The organism is Variovorax sp. GW822-FHT04A09 (assembly GCF_058801005.1).
Genome location: NZ_JBXAMV010000004.1, coordinates 151,529 through 173,632 on the forward strand (window position 1 = coordinate 151,529; position 22,104 = coordinate 173,632).

The window sequence follows — 22,104 nt, forward strand, 5'->3', positions numbered from 1 at the left end:
GTATCCCTGGAAAAAGTCAGGCGTTTTTAACCAGCGAGAGGACCTGGCTCGTGTCCAGCGTGCGCGCCCGTTCCTGGATCGCCGGCAGGTACTGCGTCTGCAGGCCCTGCCCTTCCTTCACCACGCTGGAGAACGCGTCCTTCAGCATCTGCGTGGAGAGCGTCCGGCCGCCCGCGTAGTAGCGCTTGGCCACGTGGCCCAGCGCATAGGTCGACGCGAAGCTCATGCCCGAGCTCACGGCCTGCTTGCCGAGGCCGCCCAGCAAACCGCCGCCGACCTTGCCCAGCAGGCCGCCGAGCAGCTTGCGCCCGGCCTGCTCCAGGTACTGCGAGGTCAGGCCCACGCCCACGGTGGCCAGGAAATCCTTGATGTGGCCGGTGTCCAGCTGGTAGCCGTGCGCCTGCCCGATGCGGTAGACCAGCTTCATCTGCAGCGGAATGATCGCCATGGTCGACAGCGTCTCGGGCAGCAGCTCGAGCGCGCCGTTGAGGATGGCGGCGTTGAGGATCGCGCGGTCGAGCTCGGTGCTGTCGGGCGCCTGCGGCGCTGCGGGGGCGGTGGCCGTTGCGGCCGCTCCGGCCGTCACCGCGACCGCCGCTGGCACCGCGGCGGCAATGTCTTCCGCCCGCTGCGAAAACTGCGCCGCCGAGGCGTCCAGGCCGAGCGAGCTGCGCACGTCCATCAAAAAGAGCCGCTCCGGCTCCGACTGCACGCCGTCGGCGTCGCACATGCACACCGCCATCTCGTACGCCAGCTGGCGCGACTCGGCGCTTTTCAGCTCGCCAGCCACCGAAGCCAGCGACACCCGCTTCATCAGCACGTCCTGGTAGATCGTCGGCAGGTTCACGCCGTCGGCCTGCGACAGGCCCTCGGCGATGCGCTTGATCTCGGCGCGCTCGCGTTCGTGCTTCTCGCCGTCGACGAAGGCCGCCAGCAGGCTCAGGGTGACGATCGCTTTTGTTTCAGAAGGTGTCATGTTCGAGTTTTTTCGTCATGTGAAGGAGCCGATTGGGTCCGCGCGGCGCCCGAAGGTTCCTCCACGCGTTCTCCCCACAAAACTGGGGCAACTCTGTGGATAACCCCGGCACTGCTCTGTAGGGGCGTTGCAAGTCATTGATTTGCAAGGGAAATCTACAGCCTGCTCAATTAACAGGCAATGAATTTCTCGACCCGAAAACCGCCTTTCGCAGAATTCCGGAAGGCTGTCAAAGGACAACTCTGGGGAGAGTTTTTGCACAAGCCATCGGTTATCCACAGGGCCGGCGGGTTACCCCATGTTGTCCAAGTTGCGGGTACACCACGGAAGCGCGGGTGCGCACAGTGACGCGGGCATGACAAGTCGTTGTCACGTCAAGGAAAAAGCGACCTTTCCACAGACCGGTGCGACCCTTATCTACTACTACTAATTTGAATAAGAAGAATAAGAAGACAGGAAGAGGAAAAGCCGCGCCCGAAAAAAAAGCCGCGAAAGGCCGCGCCGGTCGCCGGCGCCTCGGACGGAAAACCGGGCACGGGTGGTCCGTGGCCCTCGCTAACATCGCCGGATGAGCTTCAAACCCCGGATCCTGATTGCCGAAGACGAATCGGGCATCGCCGACACGCTCCAGTACGTTTTGAGCAGCGATGGTTTCCAGCCGATCTGGTGCGCCACGGCCGAAGAAGCCATCGCGCAGTTCGCACAGGAGCGCCCCGCGCTCGCGATCCTGGACATCGGATTGCCCGACCTGAACGGCTTCGAGCTCTTCAAACGCCTCCAGGCGCTGAACCAGTCGATGGGCGGCCCGGAGGTACCGATGGTCTTCTTGACGGCCCGCAGCGACGAAATAGACCGCGTGGTGGGCCTCGAACTGGGTGCGGACGACTACATTGCCAAGCCGTTTTCACCCCGCGAGCTGGTCGCTCGCGTACGAACCATCCTGCGGCGCAGCGCCAGAAACGGCCCAGGAAGCCCTCCAGCGGCCGCAGCGCCGATTCATGGGGTACCCCATCAAAACGCGCCGGCGCCGCCTTCAGCGGCGCCACAGACCCCCGCAACCCCCTTTGCGCTCGACAGCGAGCGCATGCAAATCCGTTACTACGGACGGCTGCTCGAACTCTCGCGCTACGAATACGGCCTGCTGAAACTCATGGTCCAGCGCCCGGGGCGCGTGTTCACGCGCGACGAACTGCTGCAACTCGTCTGGGACGACGCCAGCGACAGCTTCGACCGCACGGTCGACGCGCACATCAAGACGCTGCGCGCCAAGCTCAAGACCATCGCGCCGGAGGTGGAGCCGATCCGCACCTTGCGCGGCACCGGCTACGCGCTGCACGAAGATCTGCCCGCCAGCAGGGAATGACCCGCCGGACCCGGATCTTCATCGGCATCCTGCTGATCTACACGGCGGGCATCGCCTTCCTGCTGTACCGCGTCGTTTCCGACATCGACCCGCGCTACCGCGAGTCGGCCGAGGAATCGCTGGTCGAAACTTCGCAGCTCATGGCCAGCCTGGTCGAGCAGGACGTGATCGCCGGCGCCATCAACACCGCGCGGCTGGAGCCGCTCTTTCGCAGCGTCTACACGCGCGAGTTCTCGGCCCAGATCTACAACCTGCACAAGAGCCGGGTCGAGCTGCGCGTGTACGTCACCGACCGTACTGGCCGCGTGATGTTCGATTCGCTCGGCCGTCACCTGGGCAACGACTACTCGCAGTGGAGCGACGTGAAGCGCACGCTCGGCGGCCTGTACGGCGCGCGCACCTCGCGCGACGTCGACGGCGACCCGCGCACCTCGGTGATGTACGTCGGCGCACCCATCCGCTGGAACGATGAGATCGTCGGCGTGGTCAGCGTCGGCAAGCCGGTGCAGAGCTTCGGCCAGTTCGTCGAGGACGCGCGCGTGCGCACCATATGGGTCGGCGTGGGCTCGGCGCTGGCGCTGCTGCTGCTCACCGTGATCGTCTCGGTCTGGCTGGTGCGGCCCTTCGGCCTGATCCGCGACTACTGGACCTGGGTGCGCGCGCAGCGCAGCCTGAGCCTGTCGCGCATGGCGCGGCGCGCGGTCGACGCGGTGCGCACCGGCTTCGGCGAAATGCGCGACGCGCTCACCGGGCGCAACTACGTGGCCGACTACGTGCAGACCTTCACGCACGAAGTGAAGAGCCCGCTCTCGGCCATCCGCGGCGCGGCCGAGCTGCTGCAGGAACCGCAGATGCCGCACGACCAGCGCGAGCGTTTCCTGAAGAACATCGAACGCGAAACCCAGCGAATCCAGGAAATCGTCGACCGCATGATGGAGCTCACCGCGCTCGAGACGCGGCGCACGCTCGACCGCACCGAACCCGTGGCGCTGGGGCCGCTCATCGAAGACATTGCCGCCAGCGCGCAACCCGCTGCGTCTCGACGCAACATCCGGTTGATCGTGAATATTCGAGAGCCTGCGCGCGTCGAGGGCGATCCGTTTTTGCTGCGCCGCGCGATCAGCAATCTGCTCGACAACGCGCTCGACTTTTCACCGCCCGACAGCGAGGTGCTGCTGACGCTGGAAACCACCTCGCGCCTGGCGCGCATCAACGTGCGCGACCACGGCCCGGGCATTCCGGACTACGCGCAGGAAAAAGTCTTCGAGAAGTTCTATTCGCTCGCCCGGCCGCACAGCCAGAAGAAGAGCACGGGGCTGGGCCTGGCGTTCGTGAAGGAAATCGCGACCCTGCACCGGGGCCGCATCGACCTGGGCAATGCGACGCGCGGCGGCGCCGTGGCGACGCTCACGCTGCCGCTGCTGTCAACCCATCACTGACCCACGAGCGCGCGATACGCCTCGCGCGTCTCGGGGCTCACGGCGTCGAGCAGCTGCTCGTACGAAGTCTGGTGCCGCGCCAGCATGCGCGCCGAGGCCACGGCCTTCGATTTGCAGAACCAGTGGCAGGTGTGCTGCATCAGGAACAGCTCGGCCGACATCGTGAAGGCCTTCGATTTCGGCGAGCGGCCCGTCGCATTTTTTGCCACGCCCGCGATGCCGCGCGCATGAATGCGCAGTGCTTCGCGCAGGTCGAAGCTCGCAGATGGGAACAGCGTGGTGGCGAAAGGCAGAGCCACCGGCAGGCGGCTCACGCGCGTGTCGGCTTCAGGCTCACGCGCCAGTTCGGCGGCGAAGGTCTCGAACTGGGCGGCGAGCTTTTCCTCGGTGGCGTCGAGCAGGTGCCAGATCTGCTGGCGGCGCTCGGCGTCGTCTTCGCCGAGGCAGCGCAGGTAGCCCTGGGTCAGGCTCTCCATCAGCTTCTCGATCTGGTAGCGGCCCAGATGGCGACCGAGCAGCGCGATGCGCTGGCGCTGTTCCTTGGACTTGAGGATGTAGAAGCCGGCGGCGATCAGGGCCACCAGGGTGAGGATTTCCATGGATGCGAAAAAAGGGGAGAAAAGAGAAGAGACAAAAAAGAAGCGGGGGCCGCGGCACCGAGTGTAGGCACCGCGCGTCCCCCGCGTCTTTGGATGATCTCGCCGCTGGCTAGCGGAAAAAGTCCAGGATGCGGTTGCGTTCTTCAGGCGGCGGTGGGGCGCCGACCGGCGCGCCCGTCAGCACTTCCACCGGCTGGATCGGCTGCTCGGCGCTTTCCAGGCCCAGGCTCGCCACGTTGTGGCCCGGCGTGAAGTCGTCGAAGTACCACTCGCCGTCGATGCTCACCACGCCGGGCGGTTCGGCCGGCAGGGTCACGGGCACGCCGCGCAGCGCCGACTGCATGTAGCCGATCCAGATCGGCAGGCTCAGGCTGCCGCCGGTCTCGCCGCGCACGCCGAGTTGGCGCGGCGTGTCGTAGCCGACCCAGGCGATGCCCACGCGCGTGGGCTGGAAGCCCGCGAACCAGGTGTCGAAGGAGTCGTTGGTGGTGCCGGTCTTGCCGTACAGGTCGTCGCGCTTGAGCGCCTGGTAGGCCTTGAAGCCGGAGCCGCCCTTGACCACGCTCTGCAGCAGCGATTCCATGATGAAGGCATTGCGCGCGGGAATGGCGCGGCGGCTTTCGTCGAGCACCGGGGGCTCGGTTTCCATCAGCACCTTGTCCTTGAGGTCGGTCACGCGCGTCACGAGGTACGGGTTCACGCGGTAGCCGCCGTTGGCGAACACCGAATAGCCCACCGCCATCTGCATCGGCGTGACCGAGCCGGCGCCCAGGCCCATCGGCAGGTTGGCCGGGTGCTTGTCCTTGTCGAAGCCGAACTTGGTGACCCAGTCTTGCGCGTAGGGCGCGCCGATCGACTGCAGCACGCGCAGCGTGACCAGGTTCTTCGACTTCATGAGCGCGTTGCGCAGCGGCATCGGGCCTTCGAAGCCGCCGTCGAAGTTCTTCGGGTCCCAGGGCTGGCCGCCGTTGGCGGCGGCATCGAACACCAGCGGCGCGTCGTTCACCACGGTGGCGGGCGTGAAGCCCTTTTCGAGCGCGGCCGAGTAGATGAACGGCTTGAAGCTCGAGCCCGGCTGGCGCCAGGCTTGCGACACGTGGTTGAACTTGTTCTTGCCGAAGTCGAAACCGCCGACCAGCGCCGTGATGGCGCCCGTGCGCGGGTCCATGCCGATGAAGGCGCCCTCCACTTCGGGCAGCTGCGTGATTTCCCAGGTGTTCTTCGGCGTCCTAGCGACGCGGATCACGGCGCCGCGGCGGATCTTGATGTTGGGCGGTGCCTTCGCGGCCAGGCCGGACTGCGCGGGCTTGAGGCCCTCGCCCGAGATCTCGAAGGCTTCGCCGTTGGCGCGCACCGCGGTCACTTCTTTCGCGCTGGCTTCCAGCACCACGGCCGAGATCACGTCGCCGTTGTCGGGGTGCTCGGCCAGGGCTTCGTCGACGGCCTCGTCGATTTCCTTCTGGCCGCTGGCCGGCAGGTCGACGAACTTCTCGGGGCCGCGGTACACCTGACGGCGCTCGTAATCCATGATGCCCTTGCGCAGCGACTTGTACGCCGCGGCCTGGTCGGCCGCCACCAGCGAGGTGTAGACCTTCATGCCGCTGGTGTAGATGCTGTCGCCGTACTGCGCGTACATCATCTGGCGCACCGTCTCGGCCACGTACTCGGCGTGCAGGCGGTTCGGGTCGGCGGCGTCGCGCAGGTGCAGTTCTTCCTTCTTGGCTTCGGCCGCCTGTTCGGCGGTGATGAAGCCGGTCTCGTGCATGCGGTCGATCACGTAGAGCTGGCGCGCCCGCGCGCGGCGCGGATTGGCCACCGGGTTGTTGGCGCCGGGCGCCTTCGGCAGGCCGGCGAGCATGGCGGCCTCGGCGATGGTCACTTGCTGCAGCGGCTTGCCGAAGTAGGCCTCGGAGGCAGCGGCGAAACCGTAGGCGCGGTTGCCCAGGTAGATCTGGTTCAGGTAGATCTCCAGGATCTGGTCCTTGCTGAGCTGCTGCTCGAGCCGGAAGGCCAGCACGATCTCCGAGGCCTTGCGGCTGAGCGTGCGCTCCGAGCTCAGGTAGACGTTGCGCGCCACCTGCATCGTGATGGTCGAGGCGCCCTGCTTGCGCCCGCCCTTGAAGCTGGCCACGGCCGCGCGCGCGAAGCCCTTGTAGTCCACGCCACCGTGGTCGTAGAAGCGCGCGTCTTCCACGGCCAGCACGGCGTCTTTCATGACCTTCGGAATGTTCGCGAAGGGCGTGAGGTTGCGGCGCTCCTCGCCGAACTCGCCGATCAGCGAACCTTCGGCCGTGTACACGCGCAGCGGCAGCTTGGGCCGGTAGTCGGCCAGCTCGGAAATGTCGGGCAGCTTCGGGTAGATGGCGACCACCCCCACGATGGCGGCGCCTAGCAGCGCGACGGCGCCGGCACCGGCCGCGATGGCGCTCCAGCCGGCGATGCGTTTCCACGGAAGCTGGCGCAGCGCACCGGCGGGTTGGGAAGGGCGAGGTTCTTGGGACATGGGATGGGGGCTAGCGAAGAGGTTGGAGCCGTGGCGCGCGCGGGCGTTCCGTCACCCGGGGATCGAGCGCGCCGCGCCGCACGCCTTCCAGCGCGCAGTGCATGGCATCGAAATACTTGTCGTGGTCGTAGGCGATGAGCAGCAGGTCCACCCCGGCATCGAGTGCGCCCAGAGTGGCGTTGCAAAGACCTCGGTTGTAGGCCCCGCCCATCGTGAGGTCGTCGGTGACGAGCAGGCCCTGAAAGCCCCATTCGCCTCGAATCACCTGCCGCACGATTTTGCGTGAGAAAGAGACCGGCGCGTCCGCGTCGAGTTCCCGAAGGATGACATGGCCGAGCATGATCGCGGCATCCGAATGTTTCGACACGTCTTGAAACGGCTTCCAGTCGTGCGCGGCCAGCCGGGCCACGGGCGTGCGCAGTTCGGCACCCATGTGGTGCGTGTCTTCGGTCACGCCGGCCAGGCCGGGAAAGTGCTTGAGCGTGCCGCGCACGCCAGCCGATTCAAGGCCTTGCTCGTAAGCGAGCGCCACCTGCGCGGTGACGTCGGGGTCGCTGGAAATGGCGCGTTCCTCGATGCGGGTGTGCAGGTCCCAGCGGCCTGGGGCGCGGCCGGGACGCAGGTCGACCACCGGGCTGAAGTTCAGCGTGATGCCCAGCGCGGCGAGCGCCTCGCCCTGCTGCGCGCCGTAGGCGCGGGCACGTTGCAACAGTTCGTGTGCGGGCACGTCGGCCTCCAGCAGGCTGGCGAGTGCCGGCTGGCGGGGCACCATCGGCGACAGGCGCGAGACGCCGCCGCCCTCCTGGTCGGTCGCCACCACCAGCGGCGGCAAGCCGGCCGCGAGCCGCAGCGCCTGCAGGCTGGCAATTTCCGCGCGCAAGGTGTCGGCGCTGCGGCCTTTCACGTTGCGGCCGGTGACGAAGATGCCGCCGATCAGGTCCCGGCGGGCCAGCTCGCGCAGGTCGTTCGCGTCGTCGTAGCCGACGATGAAGCGCGCGCCCAGGGCCTGCGCCACCGGGCCCGAGGCCGCATTCACTTCCAGCCGGTGCTGGCGCGAGGCCAGCTCGTGGCCCAGCGCCGTCAGCGTCGCACCCACCGTCAGGGCCAGCGCCACCACACGGCGCGCGCCGCGCGCGCTGCGCCAGGCGATCGCGCCTGCGGCGCACAGCGCGGAGAGCAGCAGTGGCAGCTCCTCCTCGCGCAGGAAGCGCAGGTGCGGGTCCTTCAGGTGCCAGGCCCAGGCGCACAGCACGGCCAGCAGCAGCCAGCCGAGCACGCCGGGGATGGCGCGCAGCAGCCTCATGCGTCCACCGTGGCCGCCGGCGTGGCCGGGGCGGGTTCGCTGCGGCGCGACAGTGCATACCAGTCGACCTTGCGCGTCACGAGCATCAGCGTGGCCAGCATGCCGAAGATCAGCAGCGCGCCCAGCAGCAGCGCATTGCTTTCCGAGGCCAGCAGGCCGTAGAGCGCGCCGTACAGCAGCGCCACGAAGGCGGCGAACGACAGGCCGCGGCGCCAGCCTTCGAGCACCGCGCTGAAGTACACGGCCAGCAGCGCCACGCTGGCCGCGGCCGCGCCCGCGTAGGCCATCCAGAAGGCGAACTTCTCCGACAGCGCGAGCAGCAGCAGGAAGAACAGCGCGATCGACAGGCCCACCAGCCCGTACTGCACCGGGTGCAGGCGCAGCTTGCGGAACAGCTCGAACATGAAGGCCGCCATCAGCACCAGGCCGATGAAGAGCGCGCCGTACTTGCCGGCCCGCGTGCTCATCGAATACACGTTGACGGGCTGTGCGAGCGAGACGTCGAAGGTCTGCAGCGGGCCCGAGGCATGGCGCGACATGGACGCCGAGGGCGCCGTCCGCACGACGGCCGCCGCGGCGTTCTGCGCGGCATCGCCTTCGCCGCCCCACAGGCCGGCGCGCACCTGCTCGCGCGCCGTGGTCACCAGCGAGGACACGCGCCAGTGCGCGTCGAAGCCCTGCGGCGTCACCTCGCGCTGCGTGGCCAGGAAGCGACCGCCGAAGCTGGGGTGCGCCCACGGCGAACGCAGGTGCGCGGTGGTTTCTTCGGCGATCGGCACCATCGAGAGCGTGTCCTGGCCCACCAGCGAGAGCTTCATGTCGAAGGCCAGCGGCTTGCCCGTCTGCCAGGCCGCGAGCGCGGCGCCCGTGAGCGGCGCGTGGATGCCGTCGGCGTACGTGGCGTTGTCGGGCAGGCCGGGCACGCGCTGGCGAAAGCGCAGCGCCTCGCCGTTGACGGTGAGCGCGGGCGAGCCGTCGAGGCCGCGCAGGTCGCTCACGTGGAAGGCGACGAACGGCGGGCGGAACTCGATCGACGAGCCGCTTTCGCTGTGCGGTACGGCCTGCGGGTCGAAGCCCGCGAAGCCGCCGCCGAGCGCGGCCGTGAGCGTGTAGAACGGAATGCGGAAGATGCCGCGGTAGCGCTCCTGCGGCGCCATGTCACCCTCGATGTGCAGCTTGTCGGGGAACACGGCGTGCACCATCTCCTTGCTCTGCGGGGCCTGTCCGATCACCTTGCCCTGCGCGTCGCGCAGCGGCTCCGTCCAGCGCTCCACGTACGGCACCAGCAGCAGCGGGCCGACCATGGCCTGCGGCCCGGCATAGGACTCGGCCAGTTCGCGCGCGGCCTCCTGCTGGCTTTCGCCGCGGGCGCGGTTCAGGTCGTCGATGCGCGCCAGCGGAATGCACAGCACCAGCAGCAGGAAGAACAGGCCGGCCACCTTGACCAGCACCGAAGCCTGCAGGGCCTTCAACAGTTGAAGCATGGGTTTCTCCCCTCCTTTCCGGGTTTTTCGTGATGAGGCGCCGATGCTCTCCGGCCGATCCGAAGGCCGTATGAAGCCGCCGCGCCGCGCACTTCACACAGACTTCACACAGCGGCGCATCCGCTTGTGGCGACTTCAACGCGCCTTCCAACTGCCTTCTCGCACGCTCACGACAGTGAGGGCCGTGCAAGTTCGCACGCAGAAGGACACCCGCCATGGACACCCCCACCACCCCACGCCCCGGCCGTTGGCTCTGGCTCGCCACCGTGAGCCTGGCCACCGTGGGTTTCATCGCCATGGGCGCCCGCCCGGTCCACGCGCAGGAAGCGCCCGCCGGTCCGCGCCTGAAGACCGAGAGCCCGTATTTCTTCGTCAAGAGCGACGACCCCTCGGTCGACCGCCTGCCGCTGAAGGGCACCGAGGTCTCGGTCAAGATTTCGGGCGTGATCGCCGACGTGACGGTCACGCAGACCTACCGCAACGAAGGCCAGCGCGCCATCGAGGCGAAGTACGTGTTCCCCGGTTCCACCAAGGCGGCCGTGAGCGGCCTCAACGTGCGCCTGGCCGACCGGCTCATCACGGCGCAGATCCGCGAGAAGCAGCAGGCCAGGATCGAATACGACACCGCCAAGAAGGAAGGCAAGACCGCCGCGCTGCTCGAGCAGCACCTGCCCAACGTGTTCCAGATGAACGTCGCCAACATCCTGCCGGGCGACGACGTGAAGGTGGAGCTGCGCTACACCGAGCTGCTGGTGCCGCAGTCGGGCAACTACCAGTTCGTGTTCCCGACCGTGGTCGGGCCGCGCTACAACTCGCCGCAGTCGGAGAACGCCAAGGCCGCATGGCCGGCGCAGCCCACGTTGCGCGCCGGCGTGGCGCCCAGCACCAGCTTCAAGCTCACGGCGAGCATCGACACGCCGATGGGCCTGAAGGAAATCCGCTCCGCCACGCACGCCATCGACGTGAAGAAGCGCGACGAAGACCAGCATGCCGACATCACGCTCGGTGCCGACGGCCGCCCCGCCGACAACCGCGACTTCGTGCTCGACTACCGCCTGGCGGGTGAAAAGATCGAATCGGGCCTGATGCTCTACAAGGGCCAGGGAGAGAACGCAGAAAACTTCTTCCTCGCCATGGTCGAGCCGCCCAAGGCCGTGACCGCCAGCGCCATCTCGCCGCGCGACTACATCTTCGTGGTCGACATCTCGGGCTCGATGCACGGCTTTCCGCTCGATACCGCCAAGACCGTGCTCGAACGCCTGATCGGCGGCCTGCGCCCCAGCGACACCTTCAACGTGCTGCTGTTCTCGGGCAGCAACAAGATGCTGTCGCCGCAGTCGGTGCCGGCCACGCGCGCCAACATCGAGCAGGCGCTCGCCACGATCAAGAACTACAGCGGCAGTGGCAGCACCGAGCTGATCCCCGCGCTCAAGCGCGTGTACGCCGAACCCAAGGCCGCGAACGTGTCGCGCACCGTGGTGGTGGTGACCGACGGCTACGTGACCGTGGAGCGCGAAGCCTTCGAGCTGGTGCGCAACAACCTCTCGAAGGCCAACGTGTTCGCCTTCGGCATCGGCTCGTCGGTGAACCGCAGCCTCATGGAAGGCATCGCACGCGCCGGCATGGGCGAGCCTTTCATCATCACCGACCCGGTGCAGGCACCCGAGCAGGCCGCGCGCTTTCGCCGCATGGTGGAGTCGCCTGTGCTCACGAACGTGAAGGCCACCTTCGGCGGCCTGGACGTGTACGACGTGGAGCCGCAGGCGCTGCCCGACGTGCTGGGCGAGCGCCCGGTGATCGTGTTCGGCAAGTGGCGTGGTGAGGCCAAGGGCCGCGTGATCATCGAAGGCCAGGCCGCCACCGGCCCGTACCGCGAGGAGGTGCGCATCACGCCGCAGACGCGCCAGGACACCGCCGCGCTGCGCACGCTGTGGGCACGCCACCGCATCCAGAGCCTGAGCGACCAGGAAGCGCTCGAGGGCAGCGCCGCCTTCAAGGACCGCATCACCGAGCTGGGCCTGAAGTACAGCCTGCTCACGCAGTACACCAGCTTCATCGCGGTGGACAAGGTGGTGCGCAACGTCGCGCCGCAGAACAGCGTGGACGTGAACCAGCCGCTGCCGATGCCGCAGGGCGTGAGCGACCTGGCGCTGGGCGCCGAGGTGCCGAGCACGCCGGAGCCGGAAACGCTGGGCGCGATCGCCGTGGTGCTGTCGATGCTGGCCATGCTGCGCCGCCGCGCGCGCCGCAACGACCCGCGCCGCTTTACCGCCTGAACAGGACGCACGACCATGTCTCTGGCAACCCTGGCCCACCACCATCCGCGCGTCGTGGACTGGGCCATCCGCATCGACCGCACGCCGGCCTTCGGCTGGCTCGCGCTGCAGTGCGCCGCGCTCGCGCCCACCTGGGCCTGGATGGCGCGACGCCTGCAGGACGGTTCCGACGATCCGCTGGGGCTCGTGGCGCTGGTCGCCCTGGCCGCGCTCGCCTGGCAGTGCCGGCGCGAGTTGCGCGCTTCGCCGCGCCTGGGCTGGCTGGCGCTGGCCGGCGTGGGCACCGTGCTCGCCACGCTGCTGCGCACGGGCGGGGGCGGCCTGCCCGCGCTGCCGCCGCTGGCCTCGGGGCTGGTGGCGGTGCTGTCGCTCGCGGCCGGGCTGCTGGCCTTTTTGCCGCGCGGCGTGGCGGCGCTGCCGGTGGCCGGGCTGTCGGTGCTGGCGCTGCCGCTGCTGTCGTCGCTGCAGTTCTACGCCGGCTACCCGCTGCGCGTGGTGACGGCCGAGGCCAGCCGCTGGCTGCTCGCGCCGGGCTTCGAGGTGGCGCGTGAGGGCGCGACGCTGATGGTCGACGGGCGCCTGGTGATCGTCGACGCGCCCTGCTCGGGCGTGCAGATGGTGTGGCTGGGCTACTTCACGGCCTGCGCGGTCGCGCTGTGGGCGCGGCGCAGCGACCGCGCCTTCCTGCGCCGCCTGCCGGCCATCGGCCTGCTGGTGCTGGCCGGCAACATCGTGCGCAACAGCGTGCTGATCGCCTGCGAAGGCGCCGGCCATGCGCTCGCGCCCTGGGCGCACAACGCGCTGGGGCTGGTGCTGCTGGCCGTGGTGTGCGGCGCCATCGCGCGCCTGATGGTGCCGGCGCGCGTCGCACCGCGCATCGAACTCGACCGCCCGCTGCCGGGCCTGATCACCGCCGAAGGAGGCCGCCGTGTCGATACCGTTCGTTGAACGCTGGTTCGCCAACCATTTCATCAACCGCGTGGGCCACAAGAGCGCCTTCGCGCTGGCGATGCTGCTGTGCGTGCTCTGGTCGGCTGCGGCAGCGCTGCGCGCGCCCGCTGAAGAGGCCGACGCCGTGGGGTCCCACGAATGGCCCAGCCAGTGGGACGGCATGCCGCTGCGTCCGCTGGCGCTGAGCGAGGTCGAGCAGCGCTTTGCCGATCGCTTCCCGGGCGCTATCGGCCGCATGACCGACGGCCAGCAGACGCTGGTGATGCGCGCCGTGAACCGGCCCACGCGCATGCTGCATCCGGCCGCCGACTGCTACCGCGCGCTGGGCTACCGCATCGAGCAGGCGCGGCTGGAACGCGACGCGCAGGCGCGGATGTGGCGCTGTTTTGTGGCGCAACGGCACGGTACGGCAAATTTCCGCGTCTGCGAGCGCATCGTCGACGCCCAAGGCACGGCTTTCACCGACACTTCGGCCTGGTACTGGGCGGCGGCCAGCGGCCAGTCGCACGGTCCGTGGCAAGCTGTCACCGTGGCAAGACCGATGTGATGAGAACGTGTTTGTGAAGAAGACCCTGCGATTCGTGCTTTTCGGGCTGCTGGCCCTCGTCCTGACCGCCCTGGTGGCCATCTTCCTGATCGCCAAGATCGCCCTTGCGCCGGCGGCGGGCGAATGGAGCACCACGGTGAAGGCCGGCCCGCTGTCGTTCGAGATCGGCGTGCCCACCGCGGTGCGCCTGGCCACCTCGTCCTGGTTCGCGCCGCGGCTGAACGGCCACGCGCTGGACACCCGCTTCGGCACCGTGCATTTCACCTGGGACGAGAAAACCGGCCAGCAGCAGATGCGCTGCGCGCCATGCAGCGCCGACGTGCCTGCGCTCGGCACGCAGCCCATCAAGGTCGAGCGGCTGGTGGCCACCGTGCGGCGCGACGGCAACACGCTGGCCGGCACCTTCGAGGCCACGCCCCAGGCGGCCGACAGCAACGCCCTGCTGCAGGGCAGCTGGACCGGCCGCCTCGCGCCGAAGAACCTGCAGCTCGACGTTCGCGTGCAGGACGCGCCCATCGCCCGCTGGTACGCCGTGCTCGTGCCGGCGCTGCCCGAGCTGCAGCGCGCCCGCATCGGCGGCACGCTGGCGCTGCAAGCGCAGCTGCTGCTGCCCGACGCCACCTTCGCGGTGCAGCCGACCATCGGCCAGTTCACGGTCGAAGGGCTGGGCACCGAGGCCATGCTGGGCGCGCGCACCAGCTGCGGCCCGTCGGCCAAGCTGGCCAACGACAGCTGGCTGGCGCGCGCCGTCATCGCGGCGGAAGACCAGCGTTTCTTCAGCCACGCCGGCTACGACCTGACCGAAATCCTCGCTTCGATCGACCACAACCAGAAGCCCGGCCAGACCCGGCGCGGCGGCAGCACGCTCACGCAGCAGCTGGCCAAGCTGCTGGTCACCGGCAGCGACCGCACGGCCGAGCGCAAGCTGCGCGAGCTGCTCTATGCGGTCGAGATGGAGCAGACGCTGGGCAAGGCCCGCATCCTGCAGCTGTACCTGGACAACGCCCCGTGGGGTGGCAACCTCTGCGGCGGCGAGGCCGCGGCGCGGCGCTACTTCAAGCGCAGCGCGCGCACGCTCGAACCGGCGCAGGCCGTCTGGCTCGCGGCCATGCTGCACAAGCCGCAGGCCGTGCTCGAGCAATGGCGGCGCGACGGCCACATCGATGCCGACCGCACCAAGTGGGTGGCCGAGAGCGTGCGCGGCATCAGCCGCAACCAGCGCGAGGCGCTGCTCAAGAGCGTGGCCGCCGCCAAGTACGCGCCACCGGAGGCCGTGCAGTGACGACGAGCGTGGCCCCGCCCGACATCGAGGCCATCGAACGCGCCACCGTGGCGGCGGTAGCTCCCGAGGCCTGCGAGGAACTCGACGGCTGGCTGCTGCCCTTCGACCGCGGCACTGTCAAGCGCGCCCGCTCGGCCGTGCCGCTGCACCGCGACCCGGTCGAGCCCGCCACGCTCGACCGCATCGAAGACCGCTGCGACAGCCGCCAGGTCGCGCCCGCGCTGCGGCTGGCCGACGCCGCCTGCTTCGACACGCTGCGCGCCGAACTCGCGCGCCGGCACTACATGGCCGACAGCCCGACCTGCGTGCAGACCGGCTCGGCGCGGCGCATGCGCGACCTCGTCGCGGCGGACGCGCGGCTGGCCGACGTCGACGCGACGCCCGATCCGGACTGGGCCGCGCTGTTCCTCGGCGAGGGTTTCGACCCGGTCGATGGCGTGCACCGCGTGCGCTCGCTGTCGCGCGCCACGGGTTCGCTCTTTGCCAGCGTGCGCGAAAACGGCGCCACCGTGGCGGCCGGCGCCATGGCCTTCGGCCACGGCTGGGCCAGCGTGCACGGCATGCGCACCGAACAGTCGCAGCGCGGGCGCGGCCTGGCCGGGCGCGTGCTCGCCGGCCTGGCGCAGGCGGCGCTGGCACGCGGCGTCGAACGGGTGTTCCTGCAGGTCGATGCGCAGAACCAGCCGGCGCTGGCGCTGTACCGCCGCGCGGGCTTCGAGACGCGCTGGCAGTACTGCTACTGGCAGCGCCAGCAGTGGCCGCGCTGAGCTGAACGGCTCCGGGCGGCGGGCACCCCCACCGGTGGCGCGGTCGGGGCTTTGGTGCCACCATGGGCGGCATGACGAACGTTCATGCCCACCACCACCCCACCGATCCCGTCGCCACCCCGCGCGGCATCGACCACATCGTGGCCGGTGTTTCCACCAGTGACGGCGACGGCGTCAAACTCACCCGCGTGCTGCAGCAGCCGCTGCAGAAGCGGCTCGACCCCTACCTGATGCTCGATGCCTTCGGCAGCGACAACCCGGGCGACTACATCGGCGGCTTTCCGAACCACCCGCACCGGGGCTTCGAGACGGTCACCTACATGATCGCCGGGCGCATGCGCCACCGCGACAGCGCGGGCCACGAAGGCCTGCTCGAGAACGGCGGCGTGCAGTGGATGACGGCCGGCCGCGGCCTCGTGCACAGCGAGCTGCCCGAGCAGGAAGAAGGCCTGATGGAAGGCTTTCAACTCTGGCTCAACCTGCCCGCCAAGGACAAGATGCGCGAGCCCTGGTACCGCGACATCCGCAGCAGCGAGATCCCCGAGTTCACCACCGCCAGCGGCGCCCACGTGCGCGTGATCGCCGGCACCAGCCACGGCGTCGTGGGCGCGGAGCAGCGCGCGCACACCCAACCGCTGTACCTGGACATCACGCTGCCGCCCGGCGCCGAGTTCGCGCAGCCGCTGCCGCCCGACCACAACGCGCTGGTCTACGTGTTCCGCGAATCGCTGTGGATCGCGGGCAGCGAGGTGCCGACGCGGCGCATGGCCATCCTGGCGAACGACCCCGGCAGCGACGGCACGGTGCTGCGCGCCGGCGCCAGCAACCACAGCCCGGCGCGCGCGCTGCTCATCGCGGGCCGGCCGCTGAACGAGCCCATCGCGCAGTACGGGCCCTTCGTGATGAACACGCCCGAGCAGATCAAGCAGGCGGTGCACGACTTCCAGAACGGCAAGCTGGGCTGAGCCCGAAGCCTCTGTAGTCGCTCGCCTACCGCAAGTCGGCGTCGCGTGCGGTTCGCGCCGGCCGGTGCGCGGCCTAGATTGCGGTCATGCCTCCCACGATACGCAAGGGACAGGCGCCGCCGATGCTGCAGCGCGCCGAGTTCCACGACCGCTTCATGCAGAGCTTCCACGACCCGGCGTTCCGGGCCGAGACCGAGGCGCTGCGGCGCCTGGAAGACATCGCCTGGAAAGCCTACGACGAAGGCCGCAAGGCGCCCGTGACGCGCCGCGCCGGGCCCGGCTATGCCGACCCCGACTACGAACTCTCGGTCGACTGGCTCGACGCCCGCGCGCGCATCGACGCGGCGCAGGACGCCTGGGGCCGGCCCGAGACGCGCTCGCGCGTGCTGCTCGTCAACGGCTCGCCGCGCAACGACGGCACCTGCCCCGGCGAAATCTCCAAGACCTGGCGCCTCACGCAGTGCGCGCGCGAGGTGCTCGAAGGCGGCGGCATCGAGGTCGACGTGCTCGACCTGAGCCGGCTCACGTCGGACTACGGCCGCCACATCCACCCGTGCAAGGGCTGCGTCTCGACCGCGATGCCGCTGTGCCACTGGCCCTGCAGCTGCTACCCCAACCACGCGCTGCGCCAGACCGGCGACTGGATGAACGAGATCTACGAACGCTGGGTGGCCGCGCACGGCGTGATCGTGCTCACGCCCACGCACTGGTACCAGGCCGCGAGTCCGCTCAAGCTCATGATCGACCGCCTCGTGTGCGCGGACGGCGGCAATCCCGACCCCACCAGCACGCACGGCAAGAAGCCCGACGAGGCCAAGGCCCTGGAGCTCGAAGGCTGGGGCTACCCCAAGCACCTGGAAGGCCGCGTCTACGGCGTGGTGGTGCACGGCGACGTGGCCGGCCCCGAGGGCCTGCGCCGCAACCTCACGGACTGGCTCGACTGGATGGGGCTGGTCGATGCGGGCGCGCAGGCGCGGCTCGATCGCTACATCGGCTACTACGCGCCCTACGCCACCAGCCACGAGGCGCTGGACGCCGATGCCGACGTGCAGGAAGAGGTGCGCAACGTCGCGCGCGCCGTGGTGCTCGCGGTGGCCGCGCTGCGCGCCGGCAAGCTGCAGGTGCCCGACCGCGGCTTGAAGGCGCCCCGGCCCAAATAAGTCACGCTGCAGGCCGCAGGACCGCGCTGCGGTTCATGCTTCTTTACGCACGCTCACGTTCGGCTCACGGACGCGTTACAGAGGCGCTCCACACTTCGTTTCACCCGCTGCCCTTTGGTGGCGGACTTCTTCGAAAGGAAGCGACTCTCATGATCTCTCTTCGCCAACGCATCGTCTGGGCCAGCCTGCTGGGTTCGGCCGCCCTCGCCTCTTCGGGTGCCTTCGCTCAGGCGCCGGCCGCCACCGCGCCGTCGACCGCCGCACCCACGGCCGCCACGGCCCCTGCCGATGCCACCGCCGCACCCAAGGCGCAGCACAAGCGCATGGACCCGGCCCAGCGCATGGAGCGCATGAAGGAGCACCGTGCCAAGCGCCTGGCGGCGCTGAAGGACAAGCTCAAGCTCACCAGCGCCCAGGAAGGCGCGTGGAGCAGCTTCACCGAGGCCAGCCAGCCGCCGGCCGGTGCCGCCCGCCCGCAGCGCATGGACCGCGCCGAGTTCGCCAAGCTGACCACGCCGCAGCGCCTGGAGCACATGCAGGCCCGCCAGGCCGAGCGCAGCGCCCGGTTCGCCAAGCGCGCCGAAGCGACCAAGACCTTCTACGCCGCGCTGACGCCCGAGCAGCAGAAGACCTTCGACGCCGAGACCGCGAAGTTCGCGGGCCACGGCCATCGCTTCCATCGCGGTGGGCATGAAGGCCACCACGGTGCAGCGCCTGCCAAGAGCTGAGGCTGACCAGGCGGCCGGCTGAAGGGAGCCGGCCTCCAGGAAAGGGCAAGAAAAAGCCCGCGATGCGCGAAGCATCGCGGGCTTTTTCGTGGGCGCGCGGTGTTACTGCGGCGTGCCAGTCTTCTCGGTCGGGTTGGTCGGCACCGCCGGGCGTTCGCCCGGCTGGCCGAAGCGCGGCTTCACGTGCTGCGTCTCGGCGCGCACCTCGGCGCGCGAGCGCTCGCCGGTGGGCGATGGCATCGCGTTGGGCTGGTGGTTCACGGTGGTGCTGGCTTCGCCCTTGGGTACCACGCTGTTGGCGTTGTTGCGGTTCTGCGCGCGGGCCTCGGCCTTCACGGCTTCGCGCGAGACGGGCATCGAGCTGTCGCCCGCCATCGGTTCGACGGGCGCCGGTTTCTGGGCCTGGGCGACGCCCGCGCCCAGCAGGGCGGCGAGCAGCGCGGTGGGGATCGTCAGGCGTTGCAGGGTGGTCATCATGGAAAGCTCCTTTGCAGATGGAAAAAGGCATAAAGCGCGAGCGCGTTGGCATCGGCTTTGAAACCACCGTAGGAGCCTCGTTTCGGGCGCTGTGTGGGGGTGTGGCAGGCCTGCCTGTAGGAGCCCGCCGCCCTTGCGTGAAAGGCACGCGAAGAAGGTGGCGCGTTCCTACAGTCGGCGCGGGCGCGGCCACGTACAACGGGAACACCGATGTCCTCCCCCATCACTTCCCCGCTGCCCGAGGCCGCTGTCGCCGCCGCACCGGCCTCGCTCAAGGTCATGACCGTGAACACCCACAAGGGCTTCACGGCGCTGAACCGTCGCTTCATCCTTCCGGAGCTGCGCGACGCGGTGCGCACCGTGGGCGCCGACGTGGTGTTTTTGCAGGAGGTGATGGGCACGCACGCGCGCCATTCGCGCACCGTGAACAACTGGCCGGAGGCACCGCACTACGAATTCCTGGCCGACACCATGTGGCCGCAGTTCGCCTACGGGCGCAACGCGGTGTATCCGAAGGGGCACCACGGCAACGCCGTGTTGTCGAAGTTTCCGATCGTGCATTTCCGCAACCACGACGTGTCGGTGAGCGGTCCCGAGAAGCGCGGCCTGCTGCACTGCGTGCTGCGCCTGCCCGGGCGCACGGTCGACGTGCATGCGATCTGCGCGCACCTCGGGCTGGCCGAGGCGCACCGCCAGCAGCAGCTGGAGCTGCTGTGCCACATCGTGCGCGACGAGGTGCCGACCGACGCGCCGCTGATCGTGGCCGGCGACTTCAACGACTGGCGCGCCCGCGCACACGACGTGCTGGCCGAAGGCGCGTCGCTGCGCGAGGTGTTCGTGCATGCCCACGGCCGCGCCGCGCGCACCTTTCCGGCGCGCCTGCCGCTGCTGCCGCTGGACCGCATCTACGTGCGCAACGCGGGCGCGCACGCGCCCGTGGTGCTGCCGCGCCGGCCCTGGTCGCATCTGTCGGACCACGCCCCGCTGGTGGCGGACATCGACCTGTGAGCAGCGAGGCCCCCATGCGCGACACCCCCGAGCGCGCCGGCCACTGGACCGGCGGCAACCGCATCGACCTGCTGGAGAACGGCGAGGAATTCTTTCCGCGCGTGTTCGAGGCCATCGGCGCGGCGCGGCGCGAAGTGATCATCGAGACCTTCATCCTGTTCGAGGACAAGGTGGGCCTGGCGCTGCACGCGGCCATGCGCGCGGCGGCGCAGCGCGGCGTGAAGGTCGACCTGATGATCGACGGCTTCGGCTCGCCCGATCTCTCGCACGCGTACCTCGAGAGCCTGGCCACGGCCGGCGTCAAGGTGCGCGTGTTCGACCCGGGCCAGCGCTTCCTGGGGCAGCGGCTCAACGTGTTCCGCCGCATGCACCGCAAGATCGTGGTGGTCGACGGCGAACGCGCCTTCGTGGGCGGCATCAACTACTCCGAGGACCACCTGCTCGACTTCGGTCCCAAGGCCAAGCAGGACTACGCGGTCGAGCTGGCGGGGCCGATCGTGGCCGAGATCCACCAGTTCGTGCTGCGCGCCATCGCGGTCGGCGGCAAGGGCGTGGGCTGGTTCCGGCGCCGGCTGAAACAGGCACCGCCCGTGTCGCAGCTGCAGGCCGCGGCGGGCGAGGCCGACGCGATCTTCGTCACGCGCGACAACCGCCGCCACACCAACGACATCGAGCGCCACTACCGCGCCGCGATCCGCGCCGCGCGCGAGCGCATCGTGATCGCCAACGCGTACTTCTTTCCGGGTTACCGGCTCATCAAGGAGCTGCGGCGCGCGGCGCGGCGCGGCGTCGATGTGCGGCTCATCCTGCAGGGCGAGCCCGACATGCCGATCGTGAAGACGGCCGCCGGCATGCTGTACCACCACCTGCTGCACGCGGGCGTGCGCATCTACGAGTACTGCGACCGCCCGCTGCACGGCAAGGTCGCGCTCATGGACGACCGCTGGAGCACCGTGGGCTCGAGCAACCTCGACCCGCTGAGCCTGTCGCTCAACCTGGAGGCCAACGTGGTCGTGCGCGACACCGCGTTCAACAAGGTGCTGTGGGAGCGCATGGACCATCTCATGCAGCACAGCTGCAAGCAGATCGGCACGCACGACCTGGCCAGCGAATGGAGCGGCTGGCGGCTGGTGCGCAGCTTCTTCGTCTTCCACTTCTTGCGCTGGTACCCGTCGTGGCTCAACCGCCTGCCGCGCCACGCGCCGCGCCTGACGCCGGCCGAGGCGACCGATCTCATGGCGCAGCAGCAGAAGAAGCACACGGGCGACGAGGGCACGGCGCGCACGGAGACGGCATGAGCGCGTCCCTCGCCCTCACGCATCGGCCCTGGTGGCCGTGGGCGCGGCGCGTGGCGATCTGGGCCTTCTTCGGCGCCATCGCCTGGCTGCTGCTGAAGCAGGCGCGCACCATCGACTGGGCCGAGGTGTTCGCCGCGCTGCGCGCATTGCCGGGCGCCACGCTGCTCGCGGCCGGCGCGCTGGCCGCCGCCAGCTTCGGGCTCTACAGCACCTACGACCTGCTGGGGCGCCACCTCACGAAGCACCGGCTCGGCGCGGGCACCGTCATCGGCGTGACCTTCATCAGCTACGCCTTCAACCTCAACTTCGGCTCGCTGGTGGGCGGCGTGGCCTTCCGCTACCGGCTGTACTCGCGCCTGGGGCTGGGCAACGAGACCATCACGCGCGTGCTGGGCTTCAGCATGCTGACCAACTGGCTCGGCTACCTCGTGGTGGCCGGCGTCGCGTTCTGCTTCTGGCCGATGGCGCTGCCGCCCGACTGGAAGATTGACGGCGGTGGCCTGCGCATGCTCGGCGCGGTGCTGCTCATGGTGTCGCTGGCCTACCTGGCGCTGTGCGCGTTCTCCGATGGCCACGTCTGGCGCGTGCGCGGCCATGCGCTGCGCACGCCGAGCTTGCCGATGGCCTTGCTGCAGCTGGCGATGTCGTGCGTCAACTGGTCGCTCATCGGCGGCGTGATCTGGGTGCTGCTGCAGGGCGAGGTCGGGTATCCGCAGGTGCTCGCGGTGCTGCTGGTCGCCGCCGTGGCGGGCGTGGTCACGCACGTGCCGGCGGGGCTCGGCGTGCTGGAGGCCGTGTTCGTCGCGCTGCTGGCGCACGAGGTGCCCAGCACCCGGCTGCTGGGCGCGCTGCTGGCCTACCGCGCGCTGTACTACCTGCTGCCGCTGGCCGTGGCGCTCGTCGCTTACCTCGTCACCGAGGCGCGTGCACGCCGCTTGCGCGCGGATGCCGGCAACAACCACAACAAACGTTAAATAT

At 69.4% G+C, this 22,104-nt stretch carries 19 protein-coding genes; 13 read left to right on the plus strand and 6 right to left on the minus strand.

The genetic code is table 11. The features are described 5' to 3' along the window. Positions 1–16: 16 nt before the first annotated feature. Entirely contained in the window at positions 17–976 is a 960-nt protein-coding gene (locus tag AC1RLW_RS20830) for a YcjF family protein (RefSeq protein WP_492698594.1), read from the minus strand. A gap of 568 nt (positions 977–1,544) precedes the next feature. Here AC1RLW_RS20830 and creB point away from each other — a divergent pair. Then, the gene (creB, locus tag AC1RLW_RS20835; RefSeq protein ID WP_062473807.1) at positions 1,545–2,339 is read left to right on the plus strand and encodes a two-component system response regulator CreB; all 795 of its coding nucleotides are present in this window, start codon (positions 1,545–1,547) and stop codon (positions 2,337–2,339) included. Further along, on the plus strand, positions 2,336–3,778 hold the full coding sequence (creC, locus tag AC1RLW_RS20840; protein WP_062473809.1) for a two-component system sensor histidine kinase CreC: 1,443 nt from the start codon (positions 2,336–2,338) through the stop codon (positions 3,776–3,778). The genes creB and creC overlap by 4 nt, the downstream gene beginning before the upstream one ends. On the opposite strand, the gene AC1RLW_RS20845 is transcribed toward creC, so the two are convergent. The 4 genes from AC1RLW_RS20845 to creD form a co-directional block, all read right to left on the minus strand. Next, a complete protein-coding gene (locus tag AC1RLW_RS20845) occupies positions 3,772–4,377 on the minus strand; it encodes a hypothetical protein (RefSeq protein ID WP_487847721.1) in 606 nt (201 codons plus the stop codon). The genes creC and AC1RLW_RS20845 overlap by 7 nt on opposite strands. A 109-nt stretch (positions 4,378–4,486) precedes the next feature. After that, positions 4,487–6,880, minus strand: a complete 2,394-nt coding sequence (locus tag AC1RLW_RS20850) for a penicillin-binding protein 1A (protein WP_390347627.1) — start codon at positions 6,878–6,880, stop codon at positions 4,487–4,489. 10 nt (positions 6,881–6,890) lie between these two features. Further along, a complete protein-coding gene (locus AC1RLW_RS20855; protein WP_493194850.1) occupies positions 6,891–8,183 on the minus strand; it encodes a glycoside hydrolase family 3 N-terminal domain-containing protein in 1,293 nt (430 codons plus the stop codon). Further along, a complete protein-coding gene (creD, locus tag AC1RLW_RS20860) occupies positions 8,180–9,667 on the minus strand; it encodes a cell envelope integrity protein CreD (RefSeq protein ID WP_493194852.1) in 1,488 nt (495 codons plus the stop codon). Before creD ends, AC1RLW_RS20855 begins: the two co-directional genes overlap by 4 nt. A gap of 215 nt (positions 9,668–9,882) precedes the next feature. Between creD and AC1RLW_RS20865 the strand changes: the two genes are divergently transcribed. From AC1RLW_RS20865 to AC1RLW_RS20900, 8 genes are all read left to right on the plus strand, one after another. Then, positions 9,883–11,943 (plus strand): VIT and vWA domain-containing protein, encoded by a 2,061-nt coding sequence (locus tag AC1RLW_RS20865; protein WP_493194853.1) that lies wholly within the window; start codon positions 9,883–9,885, stop codon positions 11,941–11,943. A gap of 15 nt (positions 11,944–11,958) precedes the next feature. Further along, the gene (gene xrtQ / locus AC1RLW_RS20870; RefSeq protein ID WP_493194854.1) at positions 11,959–12,891 is read left to right on the plus strand and encodes an exosortase Q; all 933 of its coding nucleotides are present in this window, start codon (positions 11,959–11,961) and stop codon (positions 12,889–12,891) included. Further along, a complete protein-coding gene (locus AC1RLW_RS20875; RefSeq protein ID WP_493194856.1) occupies positions 12,872–13,441 on the plus strand; it encodes a hypothetical protein in 570 nt (189 codons plus the stop codon). Before xrtQ ends, AC1RLW_RS20875 begins: the two co-directional genes overlap by 20 nt. Positions 13,442–13,454: 13 nt before the next feature. Beyond that, entirely contained in the window at positions 13,455–14,723 is a 1,269-nt protein-coding gene (locus tag AC1RLW_RS20880) for a biosynthetic peptidoglycan transglycosylase (RefSeq protein ID WP_493194858.1), read from the plus strand. Next, on the plus strand, positions 14,720–15,490 hold the full coding sequence (locus AC1RLW_RS20885; RefSeq protein WP_493194859.1) for a GNAT family N-acetyltransferase: 771 nt from the start codon (positions 14,720–14,722) through the stop codon (positions 15,488–15,490). The genes AC1RLW_RS20880 and AC1RLW_RS20885 overlap by 4 nt, the downstream gene beginning before the upstream one ends. Positions 15,491–15,561: 71 nt before the next feature. After that, entirely contained in the window at positions 15,562–16,455 is an 894-nt protein-coding gene (locus AC1RLW_RS20890) for a pirin family protein (RefSeq protein ID WP_139702965.1), read from the plus strand. Between the two features lie 86 nt (positions 16,456–16,541). Next, the gene (locus AC1RLW_RS20895; protein WP_447739742.1) at positions 16,542–17,615 is read left to right on the plus strand and encodes a flavodoxin family protein; all 1,074 of its coding nucleotides are present in this window, start codon (positions 16,542–16,544) and stop codon (positions 17,613–17,615) included. A gap of 149 nt (positions 17,616–17,764) precedes the next feature. Further along, entirely contained in the window at positions 17,765–18,343 is a 579-nt protein-coding gene (locus AC1RLW_RS20900) for a Spy/CpxP family protein refolding chaperone (protein ID WP_095743018.1), read from the plus strand. A gap of 102 nt (positions 18,344–18,445) precedes the next feature. On the opposite strand, the gene AC1RLW_RS20905 is transcribed toward AC1RLW_RS20900, so the two are convergent. Further along, the gene (locus AC1RLW_RS20905; RefSeq protein WP_240531255.1) at positions 18,446–18,820 is read right to left on the minus strand and encodes a serine/threonine protein kinase; all 375 of its coding nucleotides are present in this window, start codon (positions 18,818–18,820) and stop codon (positions 18,446–18,448) included. 210 nt (positions 18,821–19,030) lie between these two features. On the opposite strand from AC1RLW_RS20905, the gene AC1RLW_RS20910 reads away from it, so the two are divergent. Genes AC1RLW_RS20910 through AC1RLW_RS20920 form a run of 3 tightly spaced genes read left to right on the plus strand, consistent with a single transcriptional unit; the run spans position 19,031 to position 22,100 of the window. Next, positions 19,031–19,828 carry an endonuclease/exonuclease/phosphatase family protein gene (locus AC1RLW_RS20910; RefSeq protein WP_493194862.1) on the plus strand — a complete coding sequence of 266 codons (798 nt, stop codon included), beginning with the start codon at positions 19,031–19,033 and terminating at the stop codon, positions 19,826–19,828. A gap of 14 nt (positions 19,829–19,842) precedes the next feature. Beyond that, positions 19,843–21,126, plus strand: a complete 1,284-nt coding sequence (gene clsB / locus AC1RLW_RS20915; RefSeq protein WP_493194864.1) for a cardiolipin synthase ClsB — start codon at positions 19,843–19,845, stop codon at positions 21,124–21,126. Then, entirely contained in the window at positions 21,123–22,100 is a 978-nt protein-coding gene (locus AC1RLW_RS20920) for a lysylphosphatidylglycerol synthase domain-containing protein (RefSeq protein ID WP_493194866.1), read from the plus strand. Before clsB ends, AC1RLW_RS20920 begins: the two co-directional genes overlap by 4 nt. Positions 22,101–22,104: the final 4 nt, after the last annotated feature.